This window comes from Haloarcula sp. H-hyl2 (assembly GCF_056934385.1).
This window is the reverse complement of record NZ_JBRIIJ010000002.1, coordinates 606177-629693: the sequence shown is the minus strand read 5'-3', so window position 1 is coordinate 629693 and position 23517 is coordinate 606177. Positions and strand designations below refer to the sequence as shown.

The following is a 23517-nucleotide window of genomic DNA, read 5'->3' as shown; positions in this document are numbered from 1 at the left end:
TGCGTAAATAGCGGCCTGCCCGTGGTCGCGTCGTGAGCGTTCCGGTGTAGCCGATACCACTTTCTGTCGGCTCGTCGAAGTTTCTGACGACCGGCAGACAATCGATCCATCCAGATGACCGACGACACGACCCGATCGCAGACGATCCCGTGGCGGTCCGCGACCGTCCGCGTCGTCCTGTTGAGCACCCTGTTGACCCCGTTCAGCGTCGCGCTCATCAGCCCGGGGTTGCCGGTGTTCAAGAGCGCGTTCGGGACGTCGGACGCGAACGTCAGCCTGCTGCTGACCGCGATACTGGTTCCGGGCGTCGTCGTCTCGCCGGTACTGGGGCTGCTCGCGGACCGGATCGGACGACGGCGGGTCCTCATCGCCAGCCTCCTGGGGTGGAGCCTCGCCGGCGGCGCCATCGTCCTGCGACCACCCTTCGCCGCCGTCATCGGGCTCAGACTCGTCCAGGGGACGGCACTGGCCGGGATGGGGATCGCGACGATCACGCTCATCACCGACGTCTTCGAGGGCGTCCAGCGGAATTCGGTGCTGGGGGTCAACGCCGCGGTGCTCTCGGCCGGCGCCGCCGCGTTCCCGTTGCTGGGCGGCGCGCTCGTCGCCGTCACGTGGTCCGCGCCGTTCGCCATGTACCTGCTCGGGATTCCGGTAGCGTTGTTCGCGGCCCGCGTGCTCGACGAACCACCTGGCGAGCGTGAGTCCCGTAGCGTGATCTACCTCCGCCGCGCGGTCGGGTCGCTCTCGGTGCGGGACGCCACGGTCCTCTACGGTGCTGCGTTCGCCATCGACTTCCTGCTGTTCGGGGCCGTCTTCACCGCGCTGCCCTTCCTCCTGTCGCGGCGCTACGCTCTCACACCCGTCTTCATCGGCCTGATACTGACCACCGGCGAGGTGGCCGCGACCGTCGCCGCGACCCAGACCGGCCGCCTCTCGCAGTATCTTTCGCCGACTGGCCTCATCACCGCCGGGTTCCTGGCGACCGGCGTTGGCCTGTTCGGAGCCTGGCTCGCGGGGTCGCCGTTCCTGATCGCCGTCGCGACCCTCGGCTACGGCGCCGGCTGGGGCGTCGTCCTCCCGTCTATCGACGCCGGGATCGGCGACCGGACGCCCGCAGGGCTCCGGGCCGGCGCGGTGAGCCTGCGCAACAGCGCCAGTTCCGTCGGCCGGGCGGCCGGGCCGTTCCTCTTCGCGGCGCTGGCCGTCGACAGCGGCTACCGCGTCCTCCTGTTGCTCGCGGGCCTCGGTGCGCTCGCGTTCGCGGCAGTCGTCGCCGTGCTGACGCGGTAGGCGGGTCGCGCAAAAACGTGGGGAAAAACCGCGCTTCCCTCCGGTCAGCCCGGCCCTCAATCTTGTTCCGACAACCACACCAACAGCCCGTTCTGGGCGTGCAACCGGTTCTCCGCCTGGTCCGGCACCCACTTTTTCCGCGTCGGGTGGTTCGCTTCGCTCACCACCGCTCGCGCAAAAACGTGGGGAAAAACCGCGCTTCCCTCCGGTCAGCCCGGCCCTCAATCTTGTTCCGACAACCACACCAACAGCCCGTTCTGGGCATGCAACCGGTTCTCCGCCTGGTCCCAGACGATTGCGTTGTCGGACTCGATGACCTCGTCGGTGACCTCCTCGCCGCGGTGGGCGGGCAGGCAGTGCATGAGCGTCCGGTCGCCCAGCAGATCCGTCGTGACCTGGAAGCCGTCGAACTCGGCGAGTTTCTCCTCGCGGCGGTCCTCCTGGCCCATGCTGACGAAGACGTCCGTGTAGACGACGTCGGCGTCCGCGACGGCCGCCGCCGGGTCGTGGGTGGTCTCGGGGGCGTTGTCGAAGGCGGCGGCACGGTCCAGCACCTCGTCGGCCACCTCGTAGCCCTCGGGGGTGGCGACCGTGAGGTCGATGCCGGTCATCGCCGCGCCCAGCACGAACGACTGGCAGACGTTGTTGCCGTCGCCGACCCAGGCGACCGAGACGTCGAAGTCGCCGAACTGCTCGCGGATGGTCAGCAGGTCGGCGAGCGTCTGGCAGGGGTGGGCGTCGTCGGTCAGGGCGTTGATCACGGGCACGTCGGCGTACGCGGCCAGTTCCTCGACGTCCGCGTGGTCGAAGACACGAGCCATCACGAAGTCGACGTACCGCGAGAGCGCCCGTGAGGTGTCCTTGACCGGTTCGCCGTGGCCCAGATGGATGTCGTCCGGGCCGAGGAAGACGGCGTGCCCGCCGAGCTGGGTCATCCCGGTCTCGAAGGAGACCCGTGTCCGCGTCGAGGGTTTCTCGAAGATCATCCCCAGCGTCTGCTGGTTGAGGGGGTCGTCGGCCCCGTCGGCTTTGATCTCGGCGGCGCGGTCGAGCACCGCGGTCAGTTCCTCGGTCGTCAGGTCGTCGACGTCGAGCAGGTGCGTGGGCATGGTTACAGCAGGCGTTCGGTCACGTCCTCGAGGACGGCGACCGAGCGGTCGTACTCCGCGAGGTGGATGTGTTCGTTCGGCGCGTGATCCAGGTCCGAGTCGCCGGGGCCGTAGGTGACCATCGGGCAGTCCCAGGCCTGGGCGTAGATGTTCATGTCGCTGGTGCCGGTCTTTCGCAGCAGATGGGGTTCGCCGTCGTGCTGTCGGATGGCGGCCCGGAACGCCCGGGCGACGCTGGTCCGGGGGCTCTCCATCACCGGCTCGACCCAGTCGTCCCAGTTGACCGTGCCGTTCGCCAGATAGCCGTCCGCTATCTCGCGGATCTCGTCGGTGCTGTATTCGGGCGGGACACGCAACTGGACCTGCATGGTCGCCTCGACGGAGAGGCCGTCGGCGGAGATGCCGCCGTCGAAGTCGACCGGCTTGCAGGTGACCCGCTCGAAGACCGGGTGCCACTCGTCCTTGGCGAACTCGTCGTCGACCGCCGACCACCAGTCCATCGCGTCCTGGATGGCGTTGTTCTCGGGCCGCGAGGAGTGGCCGGACTCGCTGGTGGCGACGTAGGTACCACCCAGGAGACCGCGGTAACCTAGCGTGATGCCCTCCCAACCGGAGGGTTCGCCGTTGATGACGGCGTCGGGGGCCGACTCGCGGTCCTCGACGAGGTGGCGGCCACCCGTCGAGTCGACCTCCTCCATGACGACGCCGACGAAGGAGGCCCCGGTGCGGACGGCCGTGATCGCCATCGCACAGAGCGGGCCCTTGGCGTCGACGCTGCCACGGCCCCAGAGGACGTCGCCCTCGCCGGTCTCCTCGACGCGGACCGGGATGTCGCCGGGCACCGTGTCGATGTGGGAGGTCAACAGGACGCCGTCGTCGGCCGGCGCACGGACGTTGCCGACGTCGTCGATCCAGACCTCGCGGTCGTGGCCCTCGAAGAACTCGACCAGACGCTCGGCAGCATCGCGTTCGTTCCGGGAGACCGACGGGATGCGGACGACGTCTTCGAGCAACTCGCGGGCCTCCGTGTCGACCTCGCGTGTGGCCACTTCGCTCATCCGACCACCTCCGCCATGGCCTCGACGACGGCGTCGGCGTGGTCCTCGTCGATTGTCAGCGGCGGGAGCAGACGGACGACGGTGCGGCCGGCAGGCAACGCGAGCACCTGGTGGTGCAGCGCCAGCTGTTTCAGCGCCTTGTTGGCCCCGCGGCCGACCTCGACGCCGATCATCAGTCCCTCGCCGCGGATGTCACGGACCTCGTCGCCGATGGCGGCTTCCAGTTCGGTCTGGAGGTAGTCGCCCATCGCCGCCGCGTGCTCGGGGACGGACTCCTCGACGATGGTCGAAACGGTCGCGCCGGCCGCCGCGGAGATGACCGGCCCGCCGGAGAACGTCGAGGCGTGCGAGCCGTAGTCCTCGGCGATCCAGTCCCGACAGAGCGTCGCGCCGACAGGGAAGCCGTTGCCCAGCCCCTTCGCCGAGGTGATCATGTCGGGCGTGACGGCGGCACGCTGGGAGTTCCACAGCGCGCCGGTCCGACCCATCCCGGTCTGGACCTCGTCGAAGATGAGCGCCGTGTTCGTCTCGGCGGTGATCTCGCGAGCCGCTTCCAGATACGCCGTCGAGGCAGGGTTGATGCCGCCCTCGCCCTGGACGGGTTCGACGATGAACGCCGCCGTCTCGTCGTCGACGGCCTCGGCGAGTGCCTCGCTGTCGTCGTAGGGGACGAACTCCACGTCGCCCATCAGCGGCTCGTAGGGCTTCTTGTACTTGCTCTTCCACGTGGTTGCGAGCGACCCCATCGTCCGGCCGTGGAACCCCTGCATGGTGGCGACGACCTTCGACTCGCCGGTCGCCGACCGGGCGAACTTCAGGGCTGCTTCGTTGGCCTCCGTCCCGGAGTTACAGAGCCACGTCTTGTCGATGGGGTCTGGCGCGGTGTCGGCCAGCAGTTCGTACAGCGCCGTCCGCTGGGCGTTCGGGTACGACGCCTGGACGTAGGTCAGCTTCTCGAACTGCTCGGTGACGGCCTCGTGGACTGCAGGGTGGCCGTGTCCCAGCGGGACACAGGCGTACGAGGCCCCCATGTCGAGGTACTCTGTGCCGTCGTCGTCGTAGACGTACGCGCCGTCGCCACGTTCGATCTGGATCGGTTTCTCGTTGAAGACGAATCCGCTCATTGGTGTTCCTCCGCTGTGTCGAGTGCGCTCGCGTGGAGATGCGTCCCGCTGCCTTCGAGGGCAGACGTGATCGGTGCGTCCGCGTTGGCGTCCGCGACCACGACCTCGGGTGCGCCGCCGTCGAGCGCCTCCTCGGCGGCCATCACTTTCCGGCCCATGAACCCCTCGGCGGCCGCCGCCAGAGCCGCCCACTCGTCGCCGGTCTCGACGGACTCGATCAGCGTCTCGGGGTCGTCGGGGTCCGCGTAGACGCCTTCGACGTCCGTCAGTAGGACCAGCGTCGCGTCGAGTTCGGCGGCGATGGCGGCCGCCGAGCGGTCGGCGTCGGTGTTGACGGGAACGATCTCCTCGTCGTCTTTTCCGGCCATCGGCGGTGCCGCCACGGGCGTGTAGCCGTCCGAGAGCAGCGATTCGAGCAGGTCGCCGTTGACCTGCTTGATCGTCCCGGAGTGGTCGCCGCGCTTGATCTTCTTTTTGCCGTCCTCGACGACCCGGACCGCGGATTTGCGTGGACCGTAGAGGAGCTTCCCGTCCACCCCGTTCAGGCCGACCGCGTCGACGCCCTCGCTCTGGAGGCCGGCGACCAGTTGGGTGTTGAGGTGGCCGAAGGCCATCTCGAAGACCTCCATCGTCGTCTCGTCGGTGAACCGGCCGACGACGCCACCGGGCGTCTCGACGTACTCGGGGTCGATGCCGAGTCGTTCGAGGGTCTCGTCGACCTTGGTTGAGCCGCCGTGGACGACGACGACCTGCTCTCCGTTCGAAACGAGTGTTGCGACGTCCGCGAGCGCTCCCGCGGGGTCGACCGCGCGAGCGCCACCGACTTTGATAACGACAGTCATGGAAAATCACTCCAGGTGTTACGGTGCGCCGACGGGGTGGAGTCCCTGGAACTCCAGGCCCGCCGTCTCTTCGATGCCGAGTGCGACGTTGGCGGCGTGGACGGCCTGGCCGGCCGATCCCTTCATCATGTTGTCGATGGCCGAGAAGACCACCAGCCGCTTGTTTCCGGGGTCGAGTTCGAAGCCGACCTCCGCTTTGTTCGTCCCCGCGACGGCCTTCGGTTCGGGGTAGCGGTAGACGCCGCCACCGCCGGCGACGAGTTCGACGAACGGTTCGTCCTCGTACTCGCCACGGTAGGCACCCCAGAGGTCGCCCTTGGAAACGGGGCCGTCCGGGAAGACGTGGCAGGTCGCGCTCGCGCCACGAACCATGTCCACGGCGTGAACGGTGAAGGAGACGTCGACGCCGAGGAACTGCTGGATCTCGGCCTCGTGGCGGTGGCCAGTCGGCGCGTACGGGCGGACGACGCCGCTGCGCTCGGGGTGGGAGGACGCCTCGCCGCCGCCGGCGCCGCCCTCGCTGGAGCCGACCTTCACGTCGACGACGATCTGCTCGTCGCCCGAGAGGACGCCGTGCTCGAACAGCGGGAGCAGACCGAGTATCGTCGCCGTGGCGTTACAGCCGCCGGAGGCGATCAGGTCGGCCCCTTCGAGGTTCTCGCGGTTGAGTTCCGGGAGCGCGTACTCGCTGTCGGCCAGGAGGTCCGGGCGCGTGTGCCCGTCGTACCACTCGTCGTACTGGGCCTCGGTCTCCAGCCGGAAGTCCGCCGAGAGGTCGACGACGGTATCGGCCGCGTCCTGGAACTGGTCGATCTGCTCCATCGAGACGCCGTGTGGCGTCGCGGCGAACAGCACGTCGACCGACTCCAGGTCCTCCGGCGAGGAGAACCGCAGGTCCGAGTGCCGGAGGTTCGGGTGCTGGTGACCGATGGTCTTGTTCTCCTTCGAGCGACTGGTCGCCTGGGCCAGTTCGAACTCGGGGTGGCCGTCCAGCAGGCGGAGCAGTTCCCCGCCGGTGAAGCCCGAGCCACCGACGACGCTCGCGGTGTAGCTCATGCGGTCACCTCCGACTCCTGCTCGGCTGTCGCCTCCAGCCAGTCGACTACCTTCGAAGGCACGTCGACGTCACTGACCTCGTTCAGCGCCTTGAACTCGACGGTGTGGTTGACCTCGTGGACGGTGTAGTCGTCGGGTTCGCCACCGTCGTCGACACCGACCTCCATCAGGTCGATCCCGAGCAGGCCGCCGCCGACAGCGTCGCTCGCCTTCTCGACGAGTTCCAGCGCGCGGTCGTCGAGTTCGAAGGTGTCGGTCTCGGCTCCTTTGGCGGCGTTGGTGAGCCAGTGGTCCGAGGAACGGACCATCGCCGCGACGGGTTCGCCGTCGGTGGCCAGCACGCGGATGTCACGGCCGGGCTTCTCGACGAACTCCTGGACGTAGAAGATCTTGTGCTCGTAGTGGCCCAGCGTCTCCTTGTGTTCGAGGATGGCCTCGGCGGCCGACCGGGAGTCGATCTTGGCCATCAGGCGTCCCCAGGAGCCGACGACGGGCTTGAGCACGCAGGGGTAGCCGAAGTCCTCGATAGACTCCAGCGCGGCGTCCTTGGTGAACGCCACGTCGGTGTCCGGCGTCGGGACGCCGGCCTCGACGAGCGCGAGGCTGTTCTTGACCTTGTCTGCACAGACCTCGGCGACGTCGGGGCCGTTGACGACCGGGACGTCGTAGGCCTCGGCGAACTTCGTCGCGTAGACGCTCCGGGAGGTCGCCAGACAGCGGTCGACGACGATGTCCAGATCCTCGAAGGCTTCCGGGGCCTCAGAGATGTTGAACTGCTGTTTGCGGACGTCTATCTTCTCGATGTCGTGGTCGCGTTCGCGCAGTTCCGAGAGCAGGAGCTTCTCGTCCCGGCGGATACGCGAGTAGAGGAGTCCGACCTTCATTGTGTGTCCTCGGTGTGTTCGCGGGTCGCGGCGTCGGCCGGCGTCGCGAACCCTGCCGTCGCCGCGACGACCATCACTCGCCCCAGTCCTCTTCGAGTTCGGGTGCGCTGTCGAGTTCGACCGGGTCCGTGTCGATGACTTCGAGCTCGGCACCACAGGTGGCACAGTCGACGATCTCTCCGACTTCGAGGGTGTCGTGCAGGGAGACCTCCGCCCCGCACTCGATGCAGTCTGCCATTGTAGCTCACTCTCGGACAGCGACCCACTTAAGCACTTCGAACTTGTCAGCTAAGAATAGTAACTGCAGTGCGTTCTAACGGTGTATGAATCGAATTTTCGCAGCGTGTCCGAAACCAGTATCAGAAGTATGGTACTAATCCCCCGTCGGGGGTCGTCGTTCAGACATAGCGGTCGACCTCCGTGGCCAGGCGATCGGTCGCCTGTTCGACTGTCGTCCGGCGGTCGTCGAGCGCTTCGGTATCGACGGCGAGCTGGTCCTCGGCCGTCGAGAGCTGGCCGGCGACCGCAGCGGGCGCGGGGCCGCCGCGGGAGTCACGCATCGCGACGCTCTCTGTGGGGTCCAGCGCCGCCTCGACGGCCTCGCGGTCGACGAACTCCGAGAGTGGTGCGTCGAGGACGTCCTCGGCGACAGCGGCGATGGCGTCGTAGTCGGGTGCGTCCTCGTCCGGCCCGAGGCCGGCCGCGACCTCCGCGACCACCTCGTGGGCGGTCCGGAACGGCACACCGGCCATCGCCAGCAGGTCCGCGACGCCGGTCGCCGTCGCGAAGCCTGCCATCGCCGCCGCTTCCAGCGTGTCTGCCGGCCACTCGGCCGTGGCGACCGCGCCCGCCGCGACCTCGACGCTCTCGGTGACGCTGTCGATGGCGTCCCAGGCGTGCCGACCCGCCCGCTGGAGGTCGCGGTTGTACGCGCGGGGCTGGCCCTTGAGGTTGGTCAACAGGCCGTTCAGTCCCGCAACGGCGTCGCCGGTACGCCCCCGGACCAGTTCCAGCGTGTCCGGGTTCTTCTTCTGGGGCATGATCGAACTCGTCGAGGCGTAGTCGTCGTCGAGTTCGACGTGGCCCTTGCTGGCCATCACGACGACGTCCTCGGCGAGCTGTGAGAGCGTCGTCGCCAGGCCGGCGACCGCGCTGGTTGTCTCGACGAGGCAGTCCCGCGCCGAGGCAGCGTCCATCGAGTTCTCGACGACGTCGTCGAAACCGAGCAGTTCCGCGGTGCGGGTCCGATCGACGTCGAAGGGTGTGCCGGCGAACGCGGCGGCCCCCAACGGATTCTGGTTCACGCGTGCGTACGCGTCGAGCAGCCGTCCGGTGTCACGCTGGAGCGCCTGCTCGTAGGACAGCACCCAGTGGGCGACCGTCGTCGGCTGGGCGGGCTGGAGATGCGTGTAGCCCGGCATCACCGTCCCGTCGTGGTCACGGGCGACATCGAGCAGTTGCTCGCGGGCGCCGACGACCGCCGAGAGCAGTTCCAGGACGTCCTCGCGCAGTCGGTAGCGGATGCAGGCGGCCACCTCGTCGTTGCGCGAGCGGGCGGTATGCATCTTCCCGCCGTCGGGCCCGACGTGGTCGATGACCGCGCTCTCGATGGCCTCGTGGACGTCCTCGCCGTCCGGCAGGTCGGCGTGACCCGCAGACTCGACGTCGGCCAGCGCGGTCAGGATCTCGCCGGCCGTCTCGCGGTCGACGATCCCCTGCTCGGCGAGCATCACGACGTGAGCGCGGTCCACGGCTAGATCCGCCGCGAAGATGCGCTCGTCGTCGGCGAGCGAGGAGAGGAACGACCGTGCGGGCCCGCCCGCGAAGCGGTCGCGGCGGACGACCGTCTCCTCGTCGGCGTCGGCGTCGGCCTCGCCCTCCCCGCTCATCGCTCTATTCCTCCGTGTCCTCGCTTACCGCCGCCCCGCTGTCGGCCTCGCTCCCTCCATCGGCCACCGCGGCGCCCTGCTTTGCGTCTTCGAGGATCTTGTTGGTCAGACGCGACTGGAAGCCGTGGTACTTCGCGACGCCAGTGGCGTCCTGCTGGGTGATGCCGCCGGTGACGTCCTCCTCGTCGAAGGAGGCCGCCGACTCGCTGTAGACGGCGTAGTCGGACTCGCGGGAGACCGGGCGGCAGTGACCGCCTTCGAGCTTGATCGTGACGGTGCCCGAGACACGCTCGTTGGTGTCCTCGATGAACGCCTCCAGCGCGCCGGTCAGGGGTGCGTCGACGAGACCCTGGTAGGCCTTCTGGGACCACTCCTGGTCGACCTGGGCCTTGAACTGGCGCTCCTCCTGGGTCAGGACGAGGCCTTCCAGCGCCTCGTGGGCCGTCAGCAGCACCGTCGCCGCGGGATGCTCGTAGTTCTCGCGGACCTTGAGCCCGAGCATGCGGTCCTCCATCATGTCGGTGCGGCCGATGCCGTGGGCGCCAGCCTGCTCGTTGAGCTGTTCGATGAGTTCGACCGAGCCCAGTTCCTCGCCGTCGACCGCGACCGGGACGCCCTCCTCGAAGGAGATCTCGACGAGTTCGGACTCCTTGCCCGAGGGGTTGTCGGTCCACTTGTAGATGTCGTCGGCCGGGATGGTCGAGGGGTCCTCCAGTTCCGAGCCCTCGATGGAGCGGCTCCAGATGTTCGTGTCGATGGAGTAGCGGCCGCCGTCCCCGCCCTCGACGGGCAGGCCCTTCTCGGCGGCGTACTCGTTCTCCCACTCGCGGGTCAGGCCGAGTTCGCGGACCGGCGCGATGACCTCCAGATCCGAGTCGCGCCAGATGGCCTCGAACCGGAGCTGGTCGTTGCCCTTGCCGGTACAGCCGTGGGCGATACCGTCACAGCCCTCCTGCTGGGCGACCGAGAGGATGGCCTTCGCGATGACCGGGCGGGCGAGCGCGGTCCCGAGCGGATAGCCCTGGTAGTCGGCGTTGGCCTTGACGGCCTGGAGACAGAGGTCGGCGAACTCCTCGCGGGCGTCGACGACGTACTGCTCGACGCCCAGCGCCTCGGCGGTCTCTTCGGCCTCCTCGAACTCGTAGTCGGGCTGGCCGACGTCGACGGTGACGCCGATGACCTCGTCGTAGCCGTACTCCTCTTTGAGCAGCGATACACAGACTGTCGTGTCGAGCCCACCGGAGAAGGCGAGCGCGACGGTTCCGTTTCCTTCGGACATTGGTTTGGTGGTGTGACTGTCGATTTCGGGTACCGGCCGGACAGTCGACGGCGGGAATCAGCGACGAGACGAACCGTGTGAGTGGAAGATAGTAGTGGGCCTAGAGACGGCCCCGTCGTCGTCGGCGTCGCTGCGAGAAAGAGTCGGACCCCTCGCTGGCGCCAGCGAGCATCCCAGCGGCGGTGGTCCGAGTCATGTACGTGATGGTACTGTAAGTCTGGTACTAATAGCTTCCGTGTCCGCGCCGTGTGCGTGAGTTCGTGTCACGCGAGTCGGTGACAGGATCGGCCACAAGGGGTTTGTCCACGCTCGGGAACGGCCATCTATGAACCGCGCATCCCTCGACGTCGATACCCTGTTGCGAGTCCTGCTCGTCCTCGTCATCGTCTGGGTCGGCCTGGAGGTGGTCGAGGCAGTGTTCGGACTGCTCGGCTGGCTGCTGGGGCCGCTCCAGCCGTTGCTGGGACTGATCGTCGTCGTCCTCATCGTCCTCTATCTGACCGACCGGCTCTGAACGCGGCCCTTTTGTCGCCGGCAGCCGTCGCTCCGGGCGTGTACAGTCTCAACGTCCCGCTGCCCTCGGCAGTCACCGCGCTCGCCGGCCAACTGGCCCGAGACCTGCCGAGAGCGCGGGCGCGACCGCGGGGCGAGCACACGCTCGTCGCCAAGCGACTGGGCGAGGGCGACCACGCGGCGTACGCCCGACTGGAGTCGCAGGCACGCGAGACGCTCCGCGGACAGCCAGCGTTCGAGGCCCGAATCACGGGTGTCGCGCAGTTCGAGACGGCCGCGACCGGTCCCTCTCCCGTCGTCTACCTCGCCGTCGAGAGCCCCGGCCTGGTCGCGCTCCACGAACGCCTCTGTGAGACCTTCGACCCGGTCGACGGCGTCGAGGGGGCGGACTACGTGCCCCACGTCACGGTCGCCCGCGGTGGCGACTCCGAGACGGCCCGACGGCTGACCGAGCGAGCCGTCGATCCCGTCGAGTGGTCCGTCGAGAGCCTGACCTTCTACGACGCCGAGCGGGGCCAGTCCGCGAGTTCGCTGTCGCTGCCGGCCTGAGGTGGCCCGGCGTCGTCACTCCCCGAAGACGTCCCGTACCGACTGGACTGCGATGCGGCCCAGCAACTGCGCCGGTCCGCGTTTCGGGAGGTCCCGCACCGTCGAGAGCGTACCCGGCGACTCGCTGCCACCGAGGCCCAGTTCCCAGTCCGATTCGTCGGCGAACCGGTCGGTCGCCGTCCGGACGCGGTCGAGGATGGCTCCCTCGTCCACCCGGACCGGTTCACCCGAATCGAGGACCACCTCGCCGTCGACGACGACCGTCTCGACGTCGGCCGGCGTCGCTGTGTTGGTGACGTGGGCCGGCGCGTTCGTCAGCGGCGTGAACTGCGGCCCCGAGACGTCCAGGACGACCAGATCGGCCCGCTTGCCCGGTTCGAGACTGCCGATCTCGTCACCTAGCCCGATCGCACGAGCACCCTCGATGGTGAGCATCCGCAACAACTCCATCGAGGAGAACTGATTGGCGCCGTTCGAGAGGTTCGCGGCCAGACGCGCCTGTCTGGCTTCGCCGAAGAGGTTCGCCGAGTCGTGCCAGTAGTGGTCGTCCAGTCCCAGGCCGACCGTCGCGCCGGCGTCGAGCAGCTCTCGGACCGGCGTCCACGGAACGTCGGCGTCGGGGTTCCAGTAGCAGAACACCGACGGGCAGTGCGCGACGCTCGCGTCGGCCTCGGCGACCCGTTCGACGTCGTGGTCGTCCGCGACCCGGAAGTGCGCGGCCACGAGGCGCTCGTCGAGCAGACCCACCTCGTCGAGCAGCGCCAGCGAGTCGGGCGCGCCGTTCGAGCGGGCCATCGTGTTGCTCTCGTCGACCTCCAGCAGGTGCGTGTGGACCGGTAGGTCGGGATACTCGGCGCCGAACTCGGCGGCCCGCTCCCAGAGCGCCCGACTACACGACCAGTCGTCGTGGGGGCAGACCGCTGCGCGGATACGGCCGTCGTAGCTGTCGTGGTACGTCTCGACGAAATCCCGCGCTCGCTCGAACTGCTCGTCGACAGGGACGTCCAGAAACAGATCCGAGAGAGCGGCACCGAAGACACCGCGGAGGCCGGCCTCGCCGAACACGGGGGCGCCGCGCCCGGGCCGCAGGTCCATCGAGTTCGTCGTCGTGATGCCACCGTGGAGGAACAGCAGGGCGGCGTGTTCGTAGCCGGCGTCGACGAGGTACTCGTACTCGCCCTCGGCGAGTTGCTCGTAGAGCGCGGTCATCTCCGCCAGCAGGTCGCCGACCTGGCTGTCGCTCCAGACGCCCGAGAGCGCGGTCAGTTCCAGGTGGGCGTGGCTGTTGACCAGGCCAGGCAGCACGAGCGAGCCCGCGCCGTCGATGACCCGGTCCGCGTCGGCGTCGGCGTCGCCCTCGCGTGTCGGCCGCACCTCGCGGATCCGGCCGTCTTCGACGGTGACGGTCCCGCGTTCGAAGATCCGCCGTTGGCCGTCGACCGGGAGGACGACGGCGTCGTGGAGCAGGAGATCAGTCACGCACGATCACCGGTATCCATGGCCGACAGTGCTGCGATGGCGTAGTAAATGTTGTGTCGCCGTTCACACTCGGCGAAGTCGCTCCGGGTGGCAACGTTTTTGCCGTCGCCAACCGTCCCGTTCGTGTATGGATTATCGGGAAGTCGACAGCACGTCCGAGTACGTCTGCCGACTGGATCACGGTGCGGACTGGCGCGGCGAGATCGAGGCCTTCGCCGACGCCCAGGGGATCGACGCCGGCTTCTTCTACGGACTGGGCGCGGTGCAGGACGCCGAAGTCTGGTTCTACGACCAGGAGCGCCAGGAGTACGACGCAGTCACCTTCCCCGAACCGCTGGAGGTCGCCGCCTGCATGGGGAACATCTCCCATCTTGACGGCGAGCGGTTCGCCCACACCCACGCCGTGCTCTCCCGGCCCGACGGGGAGGCGCTGGCCGGCCATCTCAACAGCGCCACCGTCTGGGCCGGCGAACTGTACGTCCGGGCGTTCGACACCCACCTCGAACGGAGCCACGACGAGCCGACCGACCTCGATCTGTGGGAGCTCTGAGATGCGGGAGGCCGACGAACAGTACTTCGAGACGTTAGAGAGCGAACTCGACCGGGCGATGGACGTCGCCCAGCGGGCCCGCGAGCGCGGCGGCGACCCGAAACCCGAGGTCGAGATCCCGACCGCGCGGGACATGGCCGACCGCGTCGAGAACATCCTCGGCATCGACGGCGTCGCCGAACGGGTCCGGGAACTCGAAGGAGAGATGTCCCGCGAGGAGGCCGCCCTGGAACTCGTCGAGGACTTCGTCGAGGGCACCGTCGGCGACTACGACACCCGCGAGGGGAAAGTCGAGGGCGCGGTCCGGACCGCGGTCGCCCTGCTGACCGAAGGTGTCGTCGCCGCCCCCATCGAGGGGATCGACCGCGTGGAACTCCTGGAGAACGACGACGGGACGGAGTTCATCAACGTCTACTACGCCGGCCCGATCCGCTCTGCGGGCGGGACCGCCCAGGCGCTGTCTGTGCTTGTCGCCGACTACGCGCGGGCGTTGCTGGACATCGACCAGTACAAGGCCCGCGACGAGGAGATCGGCCGCTACGCCGAGGAGATCGACCTCTACGACAAGGACACCGGCCTCCAGTACTCGCCCAAGGAGAAGGAGACGAAGTTCATCGCCGAGCACATGCCGATCATGCTCGACGGGGAGGCCACCGGCGACGAGGAGGTCTCGGGCTACCGGGACCTGGAACGTGTCGACTCGAACTCCCCGCGGGGCGGGATGTGTCTGGTGCTGGCCGAGGGCATCGCGCTGAAGGCCCCGAAGATCCAGCGCTACACCCGTAATCTGGACGAGGTCGACTGGCCGTGGCTCCAGGACCTCATCGACGGCACTATCGGCAAAGACGAAGGGAGCGATACAGAGGGGGACGACGGGGAAGAGGACGACGCCGCGGACGACGACGAGAGCGAGGATGCGGACGGCGAGGGGAGCGAGGAGACCGACGACGAACCGGCCGGCCCGCCGCGGGTCGACCCCGCCAAGAAGTATCTCCGGGACCTCATCGCCGGCCGCCCGGTCTTCTCACACCCCTCGAAACCCGGCGGCTTCCGCCTGCGCTACGGCCGGGCGCGCAACCACGGGTTCGCGACCGCCGGCGTCCACCCGGCGACGATGCATCTGGTCGACGATTTCCTGGCGACGGGGACCCAGATCAAGACCGAGCGACCGGGGAAGGCCGCCGGCGTCGTCCCGGTCGACACCATCGAGGGGCCGACCGTCCGCCTGGCCAACGGCGACGTCCGGCGCATCGACGACGCCGAGGAGGCCCTGGAAGTGCGCAACGGCGTCGAGAAGATACTCGACCTGGGAGAGTACCTGGTCAACTACGGCGAGTTCGTCGAGAACAACCACCCGCTCGCGCCGGCCTCCTACACCGTCGAGTGGTGGGAACAGGACCTCGCGGCGGCCGGCGCCGACGTCCAGGCGATGCGTGACGACCCCACAGTCGACCTCGCCGACCCGAGCGCCGAGGAAGCACTGGACTGGGCGACCGAGTACGACGCCCCGCTACACCCGGCTTACACCTACCTCTGGCACGACGTGAGCGTCAAACACGTCGGCGCGCTGGCCGACGCCATCGACGACGCCGAGGTCGTCCAGACCGACGGGGCCGTCGCCGAACGTGGTGCCGGAGCGACCGACGGCGACCTCGTCATCCCGCGGACCGAGACGGTCCAGCAGACGCTAGAACACCTGCTCGTCGAGCACACCCAGACCGAGGACTCGCTGCTGGTCGACGACTGGGTCCCGCTGGTCCGAACGCTCGGGTTCTCGCGGTCGCTCGAACGGGACTGGACGCTCGACGATATCTCCGAGCACGCCCGGGAGTACGGCGAACCGGAGTCAGTCGACGCCATCGGCTACGACGAGTCCACGGACCGGGAGGGCGGCCAGAACGCCATCGAGGCCGTCACCGAGGTCGCGCCCTTCACCGTCCGCGAGCGGGCGCCGACACGCATCGGCAACCGGATGGGACGCCCCGAGAAATCCGAGCGGCGGGACCTCTCGCCCGCGGTCCACACGCTCTTTCCCATCGGCGAGGCCGGCGGCTCACAGCGTGACGTGGCCAAGGCCACCAAGCACGCCGACTCGATGAGCGACACGCCCGGCCACGTCGAGGTGGAGGTCGCACGCCGGCGCTGTCCCGACTGTGGCACGGAGACCCACGAGGCCCGCTGTCCCGACTGTGGGACCCTCGCCGAGACGGTGTACGTCTGTCCCGACTGCGAGGCCGAAGTCGAGCCCGACGAGTCCGGCCGGGCGGAGTGTCACCGGTGTGAGACCCTGGCCTCGCCCACGCAGTACACGGTACTGGATCTGAGCGAGGGGTATCACGACGCCCTGCGGTCCGTCGGCGAGCGCGAGACCGCCTTCGGCACGCTGAAGGGGGTCAAAGGGCTCACCTCCGCGGAGAAACTGCCCGAACCGATGGAGAAGGGTATCCTCCGGGCGAAACACGACGTCTCGGCGTTCAAGGACGGCACCGTCCGGTACGACATGACCGACCTGCCGGTGACCGCCGTCCGACCGTCCGAACTCGACGTCGAGGCCGACCGCCTGCGGCATCTGGGCTACGAGACGGACATCCACGGCGACCCCCTGACCCACGACGACCAGCTGGTCGAGCTGAAGGTCCAGGACATCGTCCTCTCGGACGGCGCGGCCGAGCACATGCTCAAGACCGCCCGGTTCGTCGACGACCTCCTCGAACAGTACTACGGGCTCGAACGGTACTACGAGTTCGACGACCGCGAGGACCTCGTCGGGGAACTGGTCTTCGGGATGGCGCCCCACACCAGCGCGGCGACCGTGGGCCGGGTTGTCGGGTTCACCTCGGCGGCGGTCGGCTACGCGCACCCGTACTTTCACGCCGCCAAGCGGCGGAACTGCTTCCACCCGGAGACCCGCCTGTGGCACGGAGAGGGCGGTGACTGGTCGTACGGAACCATCGCCGATTTCGTCGAAGATCACCTCGACGACCCCCGCGAGGACGACTTCGGAACGCTCGTCTCCGATGTCGAGGCCGATCTGACGGTTCCCTCGCTGGGCCCCGAGGGTCCCTGTCGCAAGCAGGTCGAAGCCGTCTCCAAACACCCCGCCCCGGACCACCTCGTCCACATCGCGGTCGGCGAGCGGACGCTGCGAGTCACACCCGATCACACGATGCTCCGTGTCGGCGACGAGGGCATCGAGGAGGTGCGTGCATCCGAGATCGAGGCCGGCGACGCGCTGCCGGCCTACGACGGCGGCGAGACGACGATGACCGGCGAAACAGCGGCGGCCGACGGCGGGAGCACCGTCCCGACCGACACAGTGACCGGCGTGAGCTACGTCGAGAGCGACGTCGAACACGTCTACTGTCTCACGGTCGCCGACACGCACCGAGTTGCCGTCGAAGGAACATACGTAGCCCAGTGCGACGGCGACGAAGACTGTGTGATGCTGCTGATGGACGGCCTGCTGAACTTCTCGCGAAAGTACCTGCCGAACCAGCGGGGCGGCAGAATGGACGCCCCGCTGGTGATGTCCTCCCGGATCGACCCCAGCGAGATCGACGACGAGGCCCACAACATGGACATCATGGACTCGTACCCGCGCGAGTTCTACGAGGCCACACGGGAGCTGACACCCCCCGAAGAGGTCGAGGAGATCATGACCATCGCCGAGGAGACCCTGGGGACCGACCGGGAGTACACGGAGTTCCGGCACACCCACGACACCTCCAACATCGCCGCCGGACCGGACCTCTCGGCGTACAAGACGCTGGGCTCGATGGAGGACAAGATGGACGCCCAGCTGGCGATCTCACGGAAGCTGCGGTCGGTCGTCGAGAGCGACGTCGCCGAGCGGATCATCGAGTACCACTTCCTGCCGGACCTCATCGGGAACCTGCGAGCGTTCTCCCGCCAGGAGACGCGCTGTCTGGACTGTGGGGAGTCCTACCGGCGGGTCCCGCTGACCGGCGACTGCCGGGAGTGTGGCGGCCGGGTCAACCTCACCGTCCACGAGGGGTCGGTCAACAAGTACATCGACACCGCGCTCAGAGTCGCCGACGAGTTCGGCGCCCGCGACTACACGAAACAGCGGCTCAAGATCCTCGAACGCTCTATCGAGTCTGTCTTCGAGAACGACCACAACAAGCAGTCCGGTATCGCCGACTTCATGTAGCGTGTGACGGCTGGCAGACGGCCCGCAGACGCCCGTCCGATGGGTGTTTTTCAGCCCTGACTCCCACCAACGAGGTATGCAAGCACGTGACACGGCAGTGGCGACGCCCACGGTCGCCGACGACCGGCCCTCGAACGCCCGCTACGAACTGGAGATCGCCCTCCTGCGCCAGCGGATCGCACAGCTAGAGTCGGCGGTCGAAGCCGAACGCGAACAGCGCCAGGCCGTCGTGGACCGGTACGAACGACTCCTCCAGGACCGCTAAAGCGCAAACTCGAAGCGTGCGCCCCCGTCGGCGCTCTCGGTCGCGGACACCGACCACCCGTGGGCCTCGGCGATCGTCTTGACGATGTAGAGCCCGTAGCCGGTGCCGTCCTCCGCGTCGGTATAGCCCATCTCGAAGATCTGGTCCCGTTCGCTCGCTTCGATCCCCGGGCCGTCGTCGGCGACGTAGAACCCCTCGTCGTCGGGGAACATCCCGACGGTGATGTTGACGTGGTCGTCGTCGGCAGTCCCGTGTTCGACCGCATTACGGAAGAGGTTCTCCAGCAGTTCCACCAGCCGGGACCGGTCGGCCCGCACCACGCCGAGCGAGTCGGTCTCGACACTGGCCCGTGAGGTGCTCACCGTGGCCCAGGCGTCGGTCACCACGTCGTCGAGGTCGACCGGTTCGGTCTCGCCGACCGTCTGGCCGTTCTTCGCCAGCGTGAGCAGTTCGTCGGTCAGTCGTCCCATCCGCTCTAGGGCGGCGTCGACCTTGTCGAAGTACTCCTCGTCCGGGTCGTCCCTGGCGATGTCGACGTAGGCGCTGGCGACCGACAGCGGGTTCCGGAGGTCGTGGCTGACGATGCTCGCGAACTCCTCTAACCGTTCGTTCTGGTGTTCGAGCGCGCGCTCGCGTTCGGCCCGGTCCAGGGCCGCCTCGACGTTGGCCGCGAGGATCGTCACCAGGTCCAGCGTGAACTCGTCGACGGCGCCCTCGCCCGTCGTCACCCCGACCGCGCCGTGTTCGCCGAGCGGGACGACGGCAGCCGTCGGTTCCGTGATCGCCCCGCGGTCGGTCTCGACGCGGCCGTCGGCATGGATGTACTGTGTCTGCTCGGCCCTGAACGCCGCCCGGTATCGGTCCGCGTACTGCTCGAAGAGACCGCTGACCGCCTCGCCGGTTGCGACCGGTTCGAGGTCCCCCGTCGAGGGGTCGACGAGCGCGACCTGGACACGCGGGAGCGCCGGGATGTCCTCGGCGATAGCGATGGTGATCTCGCCGATCTCCGCGCGGTCGCTGGCCCGGACCAGATCCCGACTGGCCTCGTAGATCGCGCGGACCATCCGCTCCTGGCGCTTCTCCTCGGTGACCTCGCGGGTGCTCCCGACGATTCCGATGGGCGTCCCGTCGGCGTCGTAGCGTGGCGCCTTCGTCGTGCTGACCCAGCGGCTCTGGCCGTCCGCGTCGACGTAGTGTTCGACCTTGTTCAGCATCGGCTCGCCCGTCTCGAGTATCTCCTGGGCCTCGGCGTAGAGGTCGTCGGCGTGCGCTCTGGGCAGGAGTTCGTAGTCGGTCAGCCCCAGGAGTTCCTCGCGTTCGAAATCGTACTCCTGGGCCGTGACGGCGCTGGCCTCCGCGAACCGGCCGGTCGTGTCCTTGATGAAGATGTGGTGTGGGAAGTAATCGAGCAACGAGTCCAGCAGGTCGGCGTCGTCCTGGAAGTGCCGTTCGGCCCCGACTGCGTGCCGGATGCGCCGAGCGACGAGTTCGGTCCGCTGGGGGTTCATCGTCATCGGGATCCCGCCCGTGTCCAGCACTGCCTTGGCGAAGGTCCGACTCGTGTAGTCGGTCTCGCCGACCTCGTGGCCGTAGACGGCGACCGGGAGCGATGCAGTGAGCTCCCGGATAGCGCGCAGGAGTTCGAGACCGTCGACGGCATCGAGTGTCGGCGTCGCCGGCGCGTGCAGGACCACACAGCAGTCGGCCGAGTCGAGGTCGTCGCGAACGTCGGTTACCGAATCCACGACGGCGACTTCGATCCCATCGATCGATCGGAGCGTCGCGACGAAGGTCCCGAGTCGGCCGTCGGGGTCGACACAGCAGACCGACAGCGAGTCGGCGCTCATCCGTCGATCTCCAGGCCGGTGATCTCGAACCGGGTCGACTCGGTACCGTCGGTAGTCGTGACCGTCCAGCCGTAGGCCTCGGCGATCGTCGAGACGATGTACTGTGCGTACGGTGTCGCGTCGTCGCTCTGGCGGTCGTCGCTCGGGCGAGCGTTGGTCGTCAGCGAGCCGTCGACGAGCGTCTCGGGGGGCGCCGTGCCGGCGTACTCGATTGCGATGCCAGTGTCGAGGCCCTCGACGCGGACCGTGCCGTTCCCACCCTGGCCGCGGACGAGTTCCCAGAACAGGTGTTCCAGAAGCTGTCGGAGTCGCTCCCGGTCGGCGAGGACGGTCCCGACCGCTCCGACCTCGAGTGTGACCGTACCGGTCTCGATATCCGCCCAGGCCCGCCGCGCCAGTCGCGCAGTGTCGATCGAGACCCGGTCGCCGACGATCTCGCCCCGGTCGGCCAGTGTGAGCAGTTCGTCGACGAGGCGGTCCATCTGTTCGAGCGCCCCCTCGATACGGTCGGCGTGGTCCGACTCCGTCTCCAGCATGTCCGTCGCCCCCAGTGCCACCTGCAGCGGGTTCCGGAGATCGTGGCTCACCATCATCGCGAACTCCTCCAGTCGCTCGTTCTGGAGGCGTAGTTCCCGTTCGTGGTCACGCAGTCTGGCCTCGCGCTCGGCCCGATCCAACGAGGCCTCGACGGTGGCAGCCATGACGTTGGCCAGGTCCAGCGTGAACTCGTCGAGTGTCGTGTCGGTGGCGCGCATCCCGACCGCGCCGTGGTCGCCGAGCGGGAAGACGGCGACGTCGACGGCGGCGGGGTCTGCGACGTCTGTCGTGGACGCCCCCGACTCGTCGACCGTGACGTACTGCGGGTCGCCGGTCTCGAAGGCCCGCCAGAACCACCGTTCGTGGTGTTCGAAGACGGACGGGGTGTCGGCGCCGTCGGCCGTCGGAACCAACAGCCCATTGTCGTACAGTACGACCTGGACGGCGGGCAGTGAGGCGATGTCGTCGGCGATATCCGCGGTGACGCGACAGACATCCGCCGTCGTCTCCGCACGCATGAGGTCCCTGCTGGCCTCGTTGAGCAGCGCGACCAGCCGTTCCCGGCGCCGGAGGTAGGTGACGTCGCGGGTCCCGCCGACCAGGCCAGTGATCTCACCGTCCTCCCACCGGGGGACCTTCGTCGTCGCGACCCAGCGGTCCTCGCCGTCCCGGACGAAGTGCTCGACGGCGTTGTGTACCTCCTCACCCGTCTCGCGGATCCGTTCTTCCTGTTCGTACAGCGCGTCGGCCAGATCCGGCGGCAGCAGTTCGTAGTCGGTCAGGCCCCGCAGTTGCTCGCGGTCGTACCCCTGTGGCTGGCCCGTCCCGTGGCTCCCGACGGCGATACGCGAGGCGTCGTCCTTGATGAAGACGTCCTCGGTGTAGTGCTCGAAGAAGCCCTCCAGTAGCCGTTCGGGGTCGGCGAAGCAGTCGTCGTCGGTCGCAACACACCCAAGTCGGCGGGCGAGTAGTTCGCCGCGTTTCGGCGGGACGTAGATCGCGTCGGCTGCTCCCGTTTCCAGGGCCTCGATAGCCACCTCGGCACCGGGGAACCCGACCGCGTACAGCACGACCGGGCAATCAACTGTCTCGACGGCGCGTTCGACGCCCGCGACGCCATCGACCGTCGGCGTCGTCGTCTCGTCGTGTGGAACGACCACGAGGTCACAGCCGGCGGCGACCGACCCGTCCGAGAGGTCGCTCGCGGTTTCGACGGCGATTCCGTTTCCTTCGAGCGGGGCAACCAGGTCCGCCAGTCGATCCTCACCGCCGATCAGGAGCGCTGTCACCGACACAATCTCGTCCCGAACCATCCTGCCACGTCGGTCACACGCCTGCCTATAAACTGTTATCGCCGCGAAAATCAGTCGCGAGAACGGCCCGACGAACGCGTTACTCGTCGCCCAGGGCGACGTAAGTCGTCTCGATGATTCGGTCGTCGCCGTTCAGGCGATCCAGTACCTCGGCGGTCGGCTTCTCGTCGAGGTTGTAGACAGAGAGGGCCTCCCCGCCGATGGTCTCGCGGCCGTTGAACATGCCGGCGATGTTGATGTCGGCCTCGCCGAGCACGGTGCCGATGAAGCCGATGGTCCCCGGTTCGTCACGGTTACGGACCACGAGCATGTGGCCGTGGGGGACCGCCTCGATACGGTGGCCGTCGATGCGGACGATGCGGGACTCGTCGCCGGCGAACTGGGTCCCACAGACGGAGACGGACTCCTCGCCGTCGGAGACGGTGACGGTGATGAGACTCTGGTAGTCCTCGGCGGAACTCGTCTTGGATTCGGTGACGTCGATGCCGCGGTCCTCGGCGACCTGCGGGGCGTTGACGGCGTTGACCTGCAGTTCCGAGGGGGCGAAGACGCCCTTCAGCGCGCTGGCTGTGACGTACTCGACGTCCTGGTCGGCGATGTCGCCGGCGTAGGTGACCTGGACCTCCGACATGTGGCCGTCGAACAGCTGGACGGCGATGCGGCCGGCGGTCTCGGCCAGTTCGAGGTACGGACGGACCTGCTTGAACGTCGTCTCGTCGATGGAGGGGGCGTTCAGGGCGTTGGCGACCGGTTCCTCGTTGAAAGCGGCGACCACCTGGTCGGCCGTGGAGGTCGCGACGTTCTCCTGGGCGGCCTCGGTCGAGGCGCCGAGGTGGGGCGTGACGATGATGTCGTCGACGTCCAGCAGCGGGCTATCGGCCGGGAGCGGTTCCTCGCCGAAGACGTCCAGCGCGGCACCTTTCAGGGTGCCGTCCTCGACGGCGTCGGCCAGGGCCGGTTCGTCGATGATGCCACCGCGGGCACAGTTGACGACGTAGCCGTCGTCGATGAGCGCCAGTTCCTCCTCGCCGATCATGTTCTCGGTCTCGGGGGTCAGGGGCGTGTGGATGGTGACGAAGTCAGCCGCTTCCAGGCACTCCTCGAGTTCGTCGACGAGTTCGGCGCCGAACTGGTCGGCCCGCTCCTGGCTGATGTAGGGGTCGAAGGTGACGATGTCCATCCCCAGACCACCGAGGCGCTTGGCGACCTCCTGGCCGACGCGGCCGAAACCGACGACGCCCAGCGTCTTGTTGTTGAGTTCGGTCCCCAGGAAGTCGCTTTTGGCCCACTCGCCCTTCTTCAGGCGGTCGTGAGCCTGCGGGATCGAACGCGCAGTGGCGAAGGCCATCGCGACCGAATGTTCGGCGGCCGCCCGGACGTTGCCGTCGGGCGCGTTCGCGACGATGACGCCGTGGTCGGTCGCAGCGTCGATGTCGATGTTGTCCACGCCGATGCCGGCGCGGCCGACGATGATGAGATCCGGTGCGGCGGCCAGAACTTCCTCGGTGACTTCCGTGCCGGAGCGGACGATGAGCGCGTTCGCGTCGGCCACCGCTTCGAGCAGTGCGTCGCCCTCGACATCGTAGGCTGTCTCGACCTCGTGACCGGCCTCTCGGAGTCGTTCGAGGCCAGCGTCGTCGATCGGGTCCGTGACGAGTACCTTCATGTCGGAGTGGATTTCCCCGGAGGTGATAACGCTTGTTTTCTCGGCGCGTGCACTCGCGTATCGCGATCCAGAGGTGCGGTTCTCGGAGAAATC

19 protein-coding genes are annotated in these 23517 nt (G+C 68.1%); 6 read left to right on the top strand and 13 right to left on the bottom strand.

Features of this window, described 5'->3' with window-relative positions; all coding sequences use genetic code 11:
- Positions 1-114: 114 nt before the first annotated feature.
- The gene (locus Hhyl2_RS13010) at positions 115-1293 is read left to right on the top strand and encodes an MFS transporter (RefSeq protein ID WP_483551200.1); all 1179 of its coding nucleotides are present in this window, start codon (positions 115-117) and stop codon (positions 1291-1293) included.
- A 221-nt stretch (positions 1294-1514) separates the two neighbouring features.
- Here Hhyl2_RS13010 and argF read toward each other — a convergent pair whose 3' ends face one another.
- From argF to Hhyl2_RS12965, 9 genes are all read right to left on the bottom strand, one after another.
- Entirely contained in the window at positions 1515-2402 is an 888-nt protein-coding gene (gene argF, locus Hhyl2_RS13005; protein ID WP_483551199.1) for an ornithine carbamoyltransferase, read from the bottom strand.
- 2 nt (positions 2403-2404) lie between these two features.
- The gene (locus tag Hhyl2_RS13000) at positions 2405-3460 is read right to left on the bottom strand and encodes a [LysW]-lysine hydrolase (protein WP_483551198.1); all 1056 of its coding nucleotides are present in this window, start codon (positions 3458-3460) and stop codon (positions 2405-2407) included.
- On the bottom strand, positions 3457-4584 hold the full coding sequence (locus Hhyl2_RS12995; RefSeq protein WP_483551197.1) for an aspartate aminotransferase family protein: 1128 nt from the start codon (positions 4582-4584) through the stop codon (positions 3457-3459). The genes Hhyl2_RS13000 and Hhyl2_RS12995 overlap by 4 nt, the downstream gene beginning before the upstream one ends.
- Positions 4581-5426 carry an acetylglutamate/acetylaminoadipate kinase gene (locus Hhyl2_RS12990; protein ID WP_483551196.1) on the bottom strand — a complete coding sequence of 282 codons (846 nt, stop codon included), beginning with the start codon at positions 5424-5426 and terminating at the stop codon, positions 4581-4583. Before Hhyl2_RS12990 ends, Hhyl2_RS12995 begins: the two co-directional genes overlap by 4 nt.
- An 18-nt stretch (positions 5427-5444) precedes the next feature.
- Complete coding sequence (gene argC, locus Hhyl2_RS12985) at positions 5445-6482, bottom strand: N-acetyl-gamma-glutamyl-phosphate reductase (RefSeq protein WP_483551195.1); 1038 nt, start codon at positions 6480-6482, stop codon at positions 5445-5447.
- Complete coding sequence (lysX, locus tag Hhyl2_RS12980; RefSeq protein WP_483551194.1) at positions 6479-7366, bottom strand: lysine biosynthesis protein LysX; 888 nt, start codon at positions 7364-7366, stop codon at positions 6479-6481. The genes argC and lysX overlap by 4 nt, the downstream gene beginning before the upstream one ends.
- Positions 7367-7439: 73 nt before the next feature.
- Positions 7440-7604, bottom strand: a complete 165-nt coding sequence (lysW, locus tag Hhyl2_RS12975) for a lysine biosynthesis protein LysW (protein WP_483551193.1) — start codon at positions 7602-7604, stop codon at positions 7440-7442.
- A gap of 160 nt (positions 7605-7764) precedes the next feature.
- Entirely contained in the window at positions 7765-9255 is a 1491-nt protein-coding gene (gene argH / locus Hhyl2_RS12970; protein WP_483551192.1) for an argininosuccinate lyase, read from the bottom strand.
- Positions 9256-9259: 4 nt separating this feature from the next.
- Complete coding sequence (locus Hhyl2_RS12965) at positions 9260-10534, bottom strand: argininosuccinate synthase (protein ID WP_483551191.1); 1275 nt, start codon at positions 10532-10534, stop codon at positions 9260-9262.
- A 325-nt stretch (positions 10535-10859) separates the two neighbouring features.
- Between Hhyl2_RS12965 and Hhyl2_RS12960 the strand changes: the two genes are divergently transcribed.
- Positions 10860-11048, top strand: a complete 189-nt coding sequence (locus Hhyl2_RS12960) for a DUF7554 family protein (protein WP_483551190.1) — start codon at positions 10860-10862, stop codon at positions 11046-11048.
- A 38-nt stretch (positions 11049-11086) separates the two neighbouring features.
- Positions 11087-11596, top strand: a complete 510-nt coding sequence (locus Hhyl2_RS12955) for a 2'-5' RNA ligase family protein (RefSeq protein WP_483551189.1) — start codon at positions 11087-11089, stop codon at positions 11594-11596.
- A gap of 15 nt (positions 11597-11611) precedes the next feature.
- Here Hhyl2_RS12955 and Hhyl2_RS12950 read toward each other — a convergent pair whose 3' ends face one another.
- Positions 11612-13075: an amidohydrolase family protein gene (locus Hhyl2_RS12950; protein ID WP_483551188.1), complete on the bottom strand. Its 1464-nt coding sequence runs from the start codon at positions 13073-13075 to the stop codon at positions 11612-11614.
- A gap of 127 nt (positions 13076-13202) precedes the next feature.
- On the opposite strand from Hhyl2_RS12950, the gene Hhyl2_RS12945 reads away from it, so the two are divergent.
- From Hhyl2_RS12945 to Hhyl2_RS12935, 3 genes are all read left to right on the top strand, one after another.
- Positions 13203-13625: a PPC domain-containing DNA-binding protein gene (locus Hhyl2_RS12945; protein WP_483551187.1), complete on the top strand. Its 423-nt coding sequence runs from the start codon at positions 13203-13205 to the stop codon at positions 13623-13625.
- A gap of 1 nt (position 13626) precedes the next feature.
- Positions 13627-17796, top strand: coding sequence for a DNA-directed DNA polymerase II large subunit (locus Hhyl2_RS12940; protein ID WP_483551186.1), 4170 nt, complete (start codon positions 13627-13629; stop codon positions 17794-17796).
- A 76-nt stretch (positions 17797-17872) separates the two neighbouring features.
- Positions 17873-18061 (top strand): hypothetical protein, encoded by a 189-nt coding sequence (locus tag Hhyl2_RS12935; protein WP_483551185.1) that lies wholly within the window; start codon positions 17873-17875, stop codon positions 18059-18061.
- On the opposite strand, the gene Hhyl2_RS12930 is transcribed toward Hhyl2_RS12935, so the two are convergent.
- The 3 genes from Hhyl2_RS12930 to serA all read right to left on the bottom strand — a co-directional run bounded on the left by Hhyl2_RS12930 (position 18058) and on the right by serA (position 23424).
- On the bottom strand, positions 18058-19908 hold the full coding sequence (locus tag Hhyl2_RS12930; RefSeq protein WP_483551184.1) for a PAS domain-containing sensor histidine kinase: 1851 nt from the start codon (positions 19906-19908) through the stop codon (positions 18058-18060). The two genes, Hhyl2_RS12935 and Hhyl2_RS12930, sit on opposite strands and share 4 nt — an antisense overlap.
- On the bottom strand, positions 19905-21758 hold the full coding sequence (locus Hhyl2_RS12925; RefSeq protein ID WP_483551183.1) for a PAS domain S-box protein: 1854 nt from the start codon (positions 21756-21758) through the stop codon (positions 19905-19907). Before Hhyl2_RS12925 ends, Hhyl2_RS12930 begins: the two co-directional genes overlap by 4 nt.
- Before the next feature lie 79 nt (positions 21759-21837).
- Complete coding sequence (serA, locus tag Hhyl2_RS12920) at positions 21838-23424, bottom strand: phosphoglycerate dehydrogenase (RefSeq protein ID WP_483551182.1); 1587 nt, start codon at positions 23422-23424, stop codon at positions 21838-21840.
- Positions 23425-23517: the final 93 nt, after the last annotated feature.

Bases quoted from the DNA above. Each gene is read 5' to 3' on its own strand.
- serA (WP_483551182.1), bottom strand. From the start codon at position 23,424: ATGAAGGTACTCGTCACGGACCCGATCGACGACGCTGGCCTCGAACGA.
- Hhyl2_RS13000 (WP_483551198.1), bottom strand. From the start codon at position 3,460: ATGAGCGAAGTGGCCACACGCGAGGTCGACACGGAGGCCCGCGAGTTG.
- Hhyl2_RS12995 (WP_483551197.1), bottom strand. From the start codon at position 4,584: ATGAGCGGATTCGTCTTCAACGAGAAACCGATCCAGATCGAACGTGGC.
- lysW (WP_483551193.1), bottom strand. From the start codon at position 7,604: ATGGCAGACTGCATCGAGTGCGGGGCGGAGGTCTCCCTGCACGACACC.
- Hhyl2_RS13010 (WP_483551200.1), top strand. From the start codon at position 115: ATGACCGACGACACGACCCGATCGCAGACGATCCCGTGGCGGTCCGCG.
- Hhyl2_RS12925 (WP_483551183.1), bottom strand. From the start codon at position 21,758: ATGGTTCGGGACGAGATTGTGTCGGTGACAGCGCTCCTGATCGGCGGT.
- Hhyl2_RS12940 (WP_483551186.1), top strand. From the start codon at position 13,627: ATGCGGGAGGCCGACGAACAGTACTTCGAGACGTTAGAGAGCGAACTC.
- Hhyl2_RS12990 (WP_483551196.1), bottom strand. From the start codon at position 5,426: ATGACTGTCGTTATCAAAGTCGGTGGCGCTCGCGCGGTCGACCCCGCG.
- Hhyl2_RS12930 (WP_483551184.1), bottom strand. From the start codon at position 19,908: ATGAGCGCCGACTCGCTGTCGGTCTGCTGTGTCGACCCCGACGGCCGA.
- lysX (WP_483551194.1), bottom strand. From the start codon at position 7,366: ATGAAGGTCGGACTCCTCTACTCGCGTATCCGCCGGGACGAGAAGCTC.
- Hhyl2_RS12965 (WP_483551191.1), bottom strand. From the start codon at position 10,534: ATGTCCGAAGGAAACGGAACCGTCGCGCTCGCCTTCTCCGGTGGGCTC.
- argC (WP_483551195.1), bottom strand. From the start codon at position 6,482: ATGAGCTACACCGCGAGCGTCGTCGGTGGCTCGGGCTTCACCGGCGGG.
- argF (WP_483551199.1), bottom strand. From the start codon at position 2,402: ATGCCCACGCACCTGCTCGACGTCGACGACCTGACGACCGAGGAACTG.
- argH (WP_483551192.1), bottom strand. From the start codon at position 9,255: ATGAGCGGGGAGGGCGAGGCCGACGCCGACGCCGACGAGGAGACGGTC.
- Hhyl2_RS12945 (WP_483551187.1), top strand. From the start codon at position 13,203: ATGGATTATCGGGAAGTCGACAGCACGTCCGAGTACGTCTGCCGACTG.
- Hhyl2_RS12935 (WP_483551185.1), top strand. From the start codon at position 17,873: ATGCAAGCACGTGACACGGCAGTGGCGACGCCCACGGTCGCCGACGAC.
- Hhyl2_RS12960 (WP_483551190.1), top strand. From the start codon at position 10,860: ATGAACCGCGCATCCCTCGACGTCGATACCCTGTTGCGAGTCCTGCTC.